Below are 9,053 nucleotides of genomic sequence, written 5' to 3'. Positions count from 1 at the left end.
CATGTTTTTCAAGCAAGTACTCGACAAGCGACTGGACAAGCAACTGGATCACTGGATCACCGACCTGCGCGAGAACGCCGACATTCCCGTGCGGCTGCGCCTGTGGAACGGCACGGAGTATGCGCTGGGCAAGTTCGAACGCCCGGCCGTCACGCTCACCGTGCGCGAGGCGGGCGCCCTGCCCTTCCTGCTGACGCCCAGCCTCGACAACCTTGGCGAAGCTTATGTGCAGGGCAAGATCGACTTCGAGGGCAGGCTCGCCGACATCATCTCGGTGGGCTATCAGTTCTCCGCCGCAGCCGCCCGGCGCGCCGGCGGGGCGCTGGCCAAGGTGGCGCACCACTTCACGCACAGCAAGCAGGACGACAAGAAGTCGATCCAGTATCACTACGACGTCTCCAACGATTTCTACAAGCTCTGGCTGGATCCCAATATGGTCTATTCGTGCGCCTATTTCGCCAACGGCGACGAGGACCTGGCCACGGCCCAGCTGCAGAAGATTGACCACATCCTGACCAAGGTCCGCCTGCAGCCGGGGCAGACCCTGCTCGATATCGGCTGCGGCTGGGGTGCGTTGGTGCTGCGCGCGGCGCAGAAGTTCGGCGCGCGCTGCGTCGGCATCACGCTGTCGCAGAACCAGTTCGACCTGGCCACCGAGCGCGTCAGGGCCGCCGGCCTGGCCGACCGCGTCGAGATCCGGCTGCAGGACTACCGCGACATCAGCGGCACCTTCGACCGCATCACCAGCGTCGGCATGTTCGAGCACGTGGGCAAGGACAATCTGGTCACCTACTTCGGCCGCATCCGCGATCTGCTGGCCGACGACGGCTTCGCGCTGAACCACGGCATCACCTCCCCCGACCCGGCCGTCGGTGCCAGACCCACGGACGGATCGGAGTTCATGGACCGCTACGTCTTCCCGCAGGGCGAACTGCCGCACATCGGCCTGGTGCTGACCACCATGCAGAAGGGCGGCCTCGAAGCGCTGGACGTGGAGGGCCTGCGCCGGCACTATGTGAAAACGCTGCGCCACTGGGCCGACCGCTTCGAGCAGCAGGGCGATACCATCCGCGCGATGGTGGGCGAGAAGAAATACCGCATCTGGCGCGTCTACCTGGCTGGCTGCGCGCACGCCTTCGAAACGGACCAGATGGCGCTGTTCCAGGTGCTGTGCCACAAGGCGGGCAAGGACGCGTCCTCGCTGCCTTGGTCGCGCCGCTATATGTATGACCGCTCAACGCATGACAAGTCCTGACGGGCCCGCGCGCCCACGACGGGCGCGAGCGCAACAGACGCAACAAACGATTTGACCGCTGACTTGTTCGACGACCTGCCGCCGGCCGCAGCAGGCGCCTCTTCCTCCGACGGCCAGCCTGACTCCTCTTCTCGCGCCGCGCGTGGCAAGTCCGTGCTGCCGGTGCCGACCGACCCCGCCCTGGCGGCACTGGCCGCGCACCTGCCCGCCGGGCTGTACCTGGGCACCTCGACCTGGTCCTACCCGGGCTGGAACGGCCTGGTCTACCAGGGCGAGTACAGCGAAAGCATGTTGTCGCGCAAGGGCCTGGCGGCCTACTCGCGCCACCCGCTGCTGCGCGCGGCGGGCGTTGACCGCGGCTTCTACGCGCCGATCCCGCTGGCCGACCATCTCGCCTACGCGGCGCAGGTGCCCGAGCACTTCCGCTTCCTGGTGAAGGCGCCCGCCAGTGTCTGCGATGCGTGGCTGCGTGGCTCCGATGGCGCGGGCCGCCTGGCCAACGCCGCCTTTCTCGACGCGCAGATCGCCATCCGCGATTTCATCGTGCCGGCCACCGGTGGACTGGGCGCGAAATGCGGCCCGCTGCTGTTCCAGCTGTCGCCGCTGGGCGCCTTGGCCGACGATGCCGCCGCCTTCCTCGCGCGGCTCGACGCCTTCCTGTCGGCGCTGCCGCCGCTCGACCCGAGCATCACACCGCACGCCTGCTATGCCGTGGAACTGCGCGACTCTGCACTGCTGACGCCGCGCTACATCAAGCTGCTGCGCGCACGCGGCGTGCGCTTCTGCCTGTCGGCGCGCGACCGCCTGCCGCCGGTGGCGCGGCAGGCACCGGCGCAGGCCATGCTGGATGAGGGCGAGCCGGGCCCGCTGGTGCTGCGCTGGATGCTGCACGGCGGACGCCCGTACGAACTGGCCGAGTCCATCTACGCACCCTTCGACAAGCTGGTCGAGGAAGATGTGCATACGCGCGAGGCCATCGCCGATGTGGTGGTGCGCACGCTGCGCGCCGGCCAGCCCGCCTACGTGATCGTCAGCAACAAGGCCGAAGGCTCGGCGCCGCTGAGCTGCATCCGGCTGGCCGAGGCCATTGCCGCGCGCATGCAGGGGTGATGGCGATGCGGGGCGCGGCGCGAACGGCCTGCACGCTTCAGCGGCGCAGGCGGTCGGCGAACCGCTCGCGGAACTTGGCCAGCTTGGGCGAGATCACCACCGCGCAGTAGCCCTGCGCGGGATGGTCCTGGAAGTAGTTCTGGTGGCCGTCCTCGGCGCGCCAGTAGGGCTGCTCCGGCTCGACCTGCGTGACCAGCGGCTCGTCGAACACCTTGGCCGCCGCCAGTTCCTGCATCACCTGCTCGGCGGTGTCGCGCTGGGCTTGCGAATGCGTGAAGATCACGGAACGGTACTGCGGGCCGACATCATGGCCCTGGCGGTTGAGCGTGGTGGGATCGTGGATGGCGAAGAAGATCTCCAGGATTTCGCGGTAGGTGATCACCGAGGGATCAAAGGTCACGCGCACGACCTCGGCGTGGCCGGTGTCGCCCACGCAGACCTGCTCGTAGCTCGGATTGCGCACATGCCCGCCGCTGTAGCCGGACTCGACCGCCTTGACGCCACTCACCTGCTGGTAGACGGCCTCCAGGCACCAAAAACAGCCGCCACCCAGCGTGGCGGTCTCCAGTCCGTTTTCCATAGACTTTGCTCCCTTGACAATGCCTGTAGCATAGCCTGTCGCCGGGGGCCACGCATGGGCGCGGCGACCGGCACGCGGTCGCCGCCCGTGCCCTACCGCACCGGCGCGATCAGTCTGCCGGCCGCACGCGCTGCGCCAACATGGCCAGCAATTGCGGCTTGAGCACCTTGCCCAGCGCGCTGCGTGGCAGCGCTTCCATCAGCACCGCCTCGCGCGGCAGCTTGAAACGCGCGATGCGGCCATCCAGTGCCGCGCGCAGGCGCTCGCCCGCCAACGCGTCGCGGTCGGCGTCCGGCGCCGGCACAATCGCCGCGACGGGCACTTCGCCCCAGCGCGCATCCGGCAGGCCGACCACGGCGCACTCCAGCACGCCCGGCAGCGCCAGCAGCGCGTTCTCGATCTCGGCCGGATAGATGTTCTCGCCACCGGAGATGATCATGTCCTTGCTGCGCCCCACCACGGTCAGGCAGCCATCCGGATCACGCCTGGCGAGGTCGCCCGAGCGGAACCAGCCGTCGACGAAATCGGCATGCGACGGCTCGCGCCAGTACCCCTGCATCAGGTTGTCGGCACGCAGCCACAGCTCGCCGACCGCGCCCGCCTCCGCCTCCCCGCCGGCATGCGTCACCACGCGCACGCTGGCGCCCGGATGCGGCCAGCCTGCCGCGCCCGGTCGCGCCATGGCATCGGACAGGCGCAGCGCGACCGAGACCGGACCGGTCTCGGTTGTGCCGTAGACCTGGCCGAGCGGCACGCCGCGCGCGTGAAAGGCCTCGATGTAGGACAGCGGGATCGGCGAGGAGCCCGCCATCACGCCGCGCAGCGAGGACAGGTCGGCGCGGGCCCAGTCCGGATGTTCCAGCGCTGCGCGCAGCGTGGCCGGCACCATCAGCGTCAAGGTCGGCCGCGCCGACCCCAGCGCCTGCAGCCAGGACTCGGGGGTGAAGCGGTCATGCAGGGTGACCTGCGCGCCGGCCAGCAGCGCCGGCAAGGTCTGGATGCACAGCCCGCCCACGTGGAACAGCGGCAGCACCGACAAGACGTGGTCCTGCGGCTGCAGCCCATGCGCCCACCAGCTCGCACGCGCATTGGCCAGCATCGCCGCCTGGGTGTGCAAGGCGCCTTTGGGCCGCCCGGTGGTGCCCGAGGTGTAGGCCAGCAGCAGCGGCATATCGACGGTCACCGTGCCGGCATCCGTCGCGGCCGGCAGCGCGGCGTCGCCGGCCGCCGGCGCATCGGCCAGCCGCGCGAGCGGCCCGCACTTGCAGAGGCCATCCGCCACCTGCAACGCCTGCACCGCATGGCCGTCATCGTGGAACAGCACGGCAAGCTGCGCATGCTCGGCCACCGCCCGCAGCTCCGGCACCGCCAGCCGATAGTTCATGGGCACCAGGACCGCGCCCAGCCGCGCGCAGGCGAACAGCAAGGCGAGCTGCAGCTCGTGGTTCAGGCACAGGGTGGCGACTCTGTCGCCCTGGCGCACGCCCCAGTCGCGCGCCAAGGCGGCCGCCACCGTCTCCACGCGCTGCCACAGTTCGCCATAGGAGAGAGTGCGCCCGAGGTAGTGCAGCGCCGGCCGCTGCGGCGCGGCCGCGGCATGCGTGCGCAGCGCGTCTGCCAGCGTGGCCGCCTGCGCGGCGTCGGCGAGCGCGCCGCTCATTCGTCGCGCTCGCCGGCTTCGTACAGCGTTTCGCGGCCCATGCGGTCCAGCACGAGCTCGGCGGTCCAGGGCAGCATCAGCGCGCCGCAGCGCGAGTCGCGGTACAGGCGCTCCAGCGGCAGGTCCTTCAGCATCGACTGGCCGCCGCAGGTGCGGATGGCCAGGCGCGCGATGTCATTGGCGCCTTCCATCACCGTGTACTGGGCCGCATAGAGGCGCAGGCGCTCGTCCTTGGACGGATTGGGGCGCGCCTCGTGGATGACCCTCCAGAAGATCGAGCGCAGGTTCTCCAGCTGGATGCGCATCTGCGCCACCGCGATCTGCTTGGTCGCGTACATGCGGCGCTTGACCGGCGGTTGCCCCGGCACCTCGCCGCGCAGGTACTGCACGGTGAAATCGTAGGCGGCCTGGGCCACGCCGAGATAGGTGGGCGCCAGCGTGAAGAACATCGCCGGCCAGGTCTGCGCGGCCTTGTGGTAGACGCCGCGCGGCATCAGCTGCTCGGCGTCGGGCACGAAGACATCCTTGAGCAGCAGCGTGCGCGACACCGTGCCGCGCATGCCCATCGGATCCCAATCGCCGGTGACGGTCAGGCCTTCGGCGCTGCCCGGCACGGCGATGTAGAGCGTGTCGCGCATGTCGGGATGGTGGTCGCCGCGGTCCTCCGTGCAGAGGATGCCGTAGTAGTCGGCCGCGCCCGACAGCGAGGCGAAGATCTTACGGCCATTGAGCACCCAGCCGCCCTCCACCTTGCGCGCCGTGGTGCCGAAGGGCGCCTTGCCGGCCGCGGCGGCCGAGCCTTCGGAAAAGGGCTGGGCGTAGATGGCGCCGTCGCGCACCACGCGCGCGAAATGCCGCTCGCGGCGCGACTCGTGCTCGGCGCGCTGCTCGGCTGTCATGTCGATGCCGTCGGACAGCACACCGGTCCACATGGTCGAGCAGATGTGCATGTTGTAGGTGAGCGCGGTGGCACCGCAGAAACGGCCGATCTCGGCCCCGACCATGCAGTAGGTGGCGAAGTCCGCGCCCTCGCCGCCGAAGGCGCGCGGCACGCACAGGCGCAGCAGGCCCGCCTCGCGCAGGTCGTCGTAATTGGCGAAGGGAAAGCTCGCCTCGCGGTCCCACTTGGCCGCGCGCGGGGCGAAGCATTCGCGCCCGAGCCGGTTGGCCAATGTAAGCAGGCGCGCCTGCGCCTCGGTGAAGTCGGCGCTGCCGACCGCGGGAGTGAAATCCAGTGGCATGTTGCTGTCTCCTGATGGCGCCGCCGCAGGGGCCAGCGCTTGTTTTTTTGCCGGCTGTGCCGGTCTTCGTGTGGGGGTGCCGCACCGCCGCCCGCAACCGACGCAGCGGGAGCGGCGCAGCGGCATGACTCAAGCGGCCGGGAAGCGCCGTCCGAGGAAATCCAGCACGGCCGCGTTGAACGCGGCCGGTTCCTCCATGCAGGCCAGATGGCCCACGCCGGGCAGGCAGCGGTACTCGGCGCCCGGGATCTTCTGTGCCATGCGCTCCATCACCGCGGGCGCGGCATTGGTGTCGTGCTCGCCGGCCAGGGCCAGCACCGGCACCGCGATGCGCGCCAGCGCCTCGCGCTGGTCGAAACACACCAGCGCGCCCAGCGCGGCGCGGTAGGTGTCGGCGGGCACCGCCGCCATCACGGCGGTGGCGAAGGCCACGCCGTCGGCGCCAGCATCGGGCGCCACCATCGCGCGCACCAGTCCGGCGGCCATTTCCGCCATGCTCTTGCCGGCATCCAGCGGCGCGGTACGCGCCGCGACAAAGGCGCGCTGCCAGTCGCCGCCCGGCTTGCCGAAGGCCGGCGAGGTGCCCGACAGCACCATGCCGTCGATCAGCGCCGGCGTGGCCGCGCAAGCCTGCTGGGCGACCATGCCGCCCATGCTGTGGCCGAGCAGCACCACGCGTCGTCCCGCAGCCCGCTCGGCCTGCAGCAGCGGCACGAGCGCGGCGGCCAGGCCGTCGAAGTCGTAGGGATCGATCATCGCGCTATCGCCATAGCCCGGCATGTCCCAGGCGACGGCACGGTAGCCGGCCTGTGCCAGCGCGGTGAACTGCGCCGGCCAGGCGGACTTGCCGCCGCCGATGCCGTGCAGCATCACCACCGCCACCGGGCCCTCGCCCAGTTCCAGGGTGGCGATGCCATTGGCGTGGACCCGGCGCAGCGGCGCGGCGGTCTGGACGGATGGCGCGGCGCTCATGCGGCGGGCTCCATCAGGCGGCCTTGCTCGACCTCGACGCGGCCGTCCAGCGTGACGGTGCAGTTGCGCAGCGGCAGGTCGAAGTGGCCCAGGGTGTGGCGGCCGGCCACCTCGTTGGCGCCGGTCGAGTAGAGGAAGTTGCCGCCGAAGGCGCGCAGCTCGGTGCCGTTGCAGTCGCGCTTGTCGTAGAAGGTCAAGGCATCCCAGCGCGCGGCCGGGTTCAGGCCCCAGCCCACGTGCGAGACGGCATAGGCATCCCGGTTGCCCTCGCGCTGTACCCAGGCCTCGTAGTAGCCGCGCATCATGTCGGCGTCGACGCCCTGCCCTTCGATGCCGACGATATAGTCGTCCTCGATGTGGCAGACCACGGTGTCGCGCAGATAGGTCTTGAAGGTCAGGTTGACGTCGCCCGGCGCCAGCACCAGCGTGCCGTTGACCTGGCCGCGCGCCGGGAACGCCAGGCACAGCCCGCCGGGCCAGTGCGCGACCTGTCCGGGCTTGTTGCAGTAGCCCCACACGCCGCCCACGCGCGCCTCGCCCAGGCCGATGCGCAGCTCGGTGCCGGCGGCGCTGTGCACGCGCATCTCGCGCGCGCCGCGCAACCGCTTCATGGCCGCGCGCACGCTGCCCTCCAGCGCGGGATCGGGCAGGCAGCGCTCCAGGATCTCGGGATGTTCGTTGCTGACCATCAAGAGGCGCGGCACCACGCCGTCGGCGCCGCGCAGGATCTGCGGCAGTTCCGGTGCGTGCAGCAGGCCTTCGACGGTGCAGTCCAGCACGAGGTGGCAGCGCGACAGCGCGGCGACGACCGGCGCCAGTTGCTGCAATGCATCACTGGCGCCGGTGGAACGCACCGGTGCCGGCGCGCTCAGTGCCGGGGTCGGCACCTGCACGCGCACCGGTGTGGCGCCCAGCGCCTGCACGGCCAGCTCGGCCAATTCCACGTTCACTCGCCGGGATTGCGACTCCGTTACAATTCCCACCACCTCGCCGCCTGCCAGGCCGCAAAGTTCGAGGGTGCGCCGGAACGCCGCCAGCCAGCGGTGCTCGATCTGCTCGATGAGCATGTCTCCTCCTTCTGCCTTGTGTGCGCAAGTCCACCGATGGCGGACAGGAAGCGCATTAGCTTGTGCTTGTGATTCTTGGCCCTGGCGCAAATAATATATGAAATTTCATGGATTCCAGTGGAGCCCGAGACATGGGCATGCCTGAGCCCGAGCCGCGCGCCCCCCGCCAGGCCGGTGGCGCCGCCGCGCCTGACTTCGACGCCAAGCACTTCCGCCGCGCCCTGTCGCAGTTCGCCACGGGTGTGACGGTGATCACCACGCGCGCCGCGCCGGGCGCCGGCGGTCCGTTCGTGGGCATCACGGCGAGCTCCTTCAATTCGGTGTCGATGGAGCCGCCGCTGGTGCTGTGGAGCATGGCCACACGCGCCAACAGCCTGCCGATGTTCCGCGATGGCTCGCACTACATCATCAATGTGCTGTCGGCCTCGCAGCTCGACCTGTGCCAGCGCTTCGCCACGCTCAAGGGCGACCGCTTCGCGGGCGTGGACTACAGCCTGTCCGAGACCGGACTGCCGGTGCTGAAGGACGCGCTCGCCTGGTTCGAGTGCCACAACCGCAGCCGCTACGACGAGGGCGACCACCTCATCTTCGTCGGCGAGGTGGAACGCTGCGGCGTGCTCGATCGCGGCGGCCACCCGCTGGTCTTCCAGGGCGGCGCCTTTTCCACCACTACGCCGCTCACCGACTGAGCATGCCGCACGGTCATGGCTGACGATGTCCGCGAACCCTTCGTCGACGACTACCTGGCCTACCTGCTGGCGCGCGCCAGCCACCTCGTGTCGGGTGAATTCCACCGCCAGGTGGAGGCCGCCGGCCTGACCGTGGCCGAATGGCGCGTGCTGGCCACCTTAGCCGACCGCAGCGCCTGCCCGGTCGGCGAACTGGCCCAGATCACGCTGAACAAGCAGCCCACGCTGACCAAGCTGATCGACCGCATGGCCGCCGAAGGCCTGGTCGAGCGCCGCAATGGCAAGACCGACCGCCGCACCGCGCTGGTCTCCATCACCGCCGCGGGCCGCGCGCGCGCGCTGCCGCTGCTGGACCAGGCTGCCGCCCACGAACGCGCGGTGCTGGAAGACTTCGGCACCCGGCAGGGCAAGCAGCTCAAGGAAACCTTGCGCCGGCTCATCGCGCTGCATACGGCGCGCTGAAACTTGCGCCCCCGCGT

9 protein-coding genes are annotated in these 9,053 nt (G+C 70.1%); 4 read left to right on the top strand and 5 right to left on the bottom strand.

Annotated elements, in window-relative coordinates; genetic code table 11:
• The first annotated feature begins 1 nt into the window (after position 1).
• A complete protein-coding gene (locus tag AC1Z3O_RS03195) occupies positions 2-1,255 on the top strand; it encodes a class I SAM-dependent methyltransferase (protein ID WP_483513460.1) in 1,254 nt (417 codons plus the stop codon).
• Between the two features lie 51 nt (positions 1,256-1,306).
• Positions 1,307-2,365: a DUF72 domain-containing protein gene (locus tag AC1Z3O_RS03190; protein WP_483513459.1), complete on the top strand. Its 1,059-nt coding sequence runs from the start codon at positions 1,307-1,309 to the stop codon at positions 2,363-2,365.
• Positions 2,366-2,402: 37 nt separating this feature from the next.
• Here the strand turns inward: AC1Z3O_RS03190 and msrA are convergent, their stop codons facing one another.
• The 5 genes from msrA to AC1Z3O_RS03165 form a co-directional block, all read right to left on the bottom strand.
• Entirely contained in the window at positions 2,403-2,945 is a 543-nt protein-coding gene (gene msrA, locus AC1Z3O_RS03185; RefSeq protein ID WP_483513457.1) for a peptide-methionine (S)-S-oxide reductase MsrA, read from the bottom strand.
• A gap of 109 nt (positions 2,946-3,054) precedes the next feature.
• On the bottom strand, positions 3,055-4,605 hold the full coding sequence (locus AC1Z3O_RS03180; protein ID WP_483513455.1) for a class I adenylate-forming enzyme family protein: 1,551 nt from the start codon (positions 4,603-4,605) through the stop codon (positions 3,055-3,057).
• A complete protein-coding gene (locus AC1Z3O_RS03175; protein ID WP_483513454.1) occupies positions 4,602-5,846 on the bottom strand; it encodes an acyl-CoA dehydrogenase family protein in 1,245 nt (414 codons plus the stop codon). Before AC1Z3O_RS03175 ends, AC1Z3O_RS03180 begins: the two co-directional genes overlap by 4 nt.
• Before the next feature lie 129 nt (positions 5,847-5,975).
• Positions 5,976-6,818 (bottom strand): alpha/beta fold hydrolase, encoded by an 843-nt coding sequence (locus AC1Z3O_RS03170; protein ID WP_483513453.1) that lies wholly within the window; start codon positions 6,816-6,818, stop codon positions 5,976-5,978.
• On the bottom strand, positions 6,815-7,885 hold the full coding sequence (locus tag AC1Z3O_RS03165) for a 2,5-dihydroxypyridine 5,6-dioxygenase NicX family protein (RefSeq protein WP_483513451.1): 1,071 nt from the start codon (positions 7,883-7,885) through the stop codon (positions 6,815-6,817). Before AC1Z3O_RS03165 ends, AC1Z3O_RS03170 begins: the two co-directional genes overlap by 4 nt.
• Before the next feature lie 131 nt (positions 7,886-8,016).
• Between AC1Z3O_RS03165 and AC1Z3O_RS03160 the strand changes: the two genes are divergently transcribed.
• Entirely contained in the window at positions 8,017-8,574 is a 558-nt protein-coding gene (locus AC1Z3O_RS03160) for a flavin reductase family protein (RefSeq protein ID WP_483513449.1), read from the top strand.
• A 15-nt stretch (positions 8,575-8,589) separates the two neighbouring features.
• Positions 8,590-9,036, top strand: coding sequence for a MarR family winged helix-turn-helix transcriptional regulator (locus AC1Z3O_RS03155; protein WP_483513447.1), 447 nt, complete (start codon positions 8,590-8,592; stop codon positions 9,034-9,036).
• Positions 9,037-9,053: the final 17 nt, after the last annotated feature.

The sequence above is a fragment of the Cupriavidus sp. 09_S30 genome, from assembly GCF_056930435.1.
Note: the sequence above shows the minus strand (reverse complement) of the source record. Positions and strands in the feature narration are given on the sequence as shown.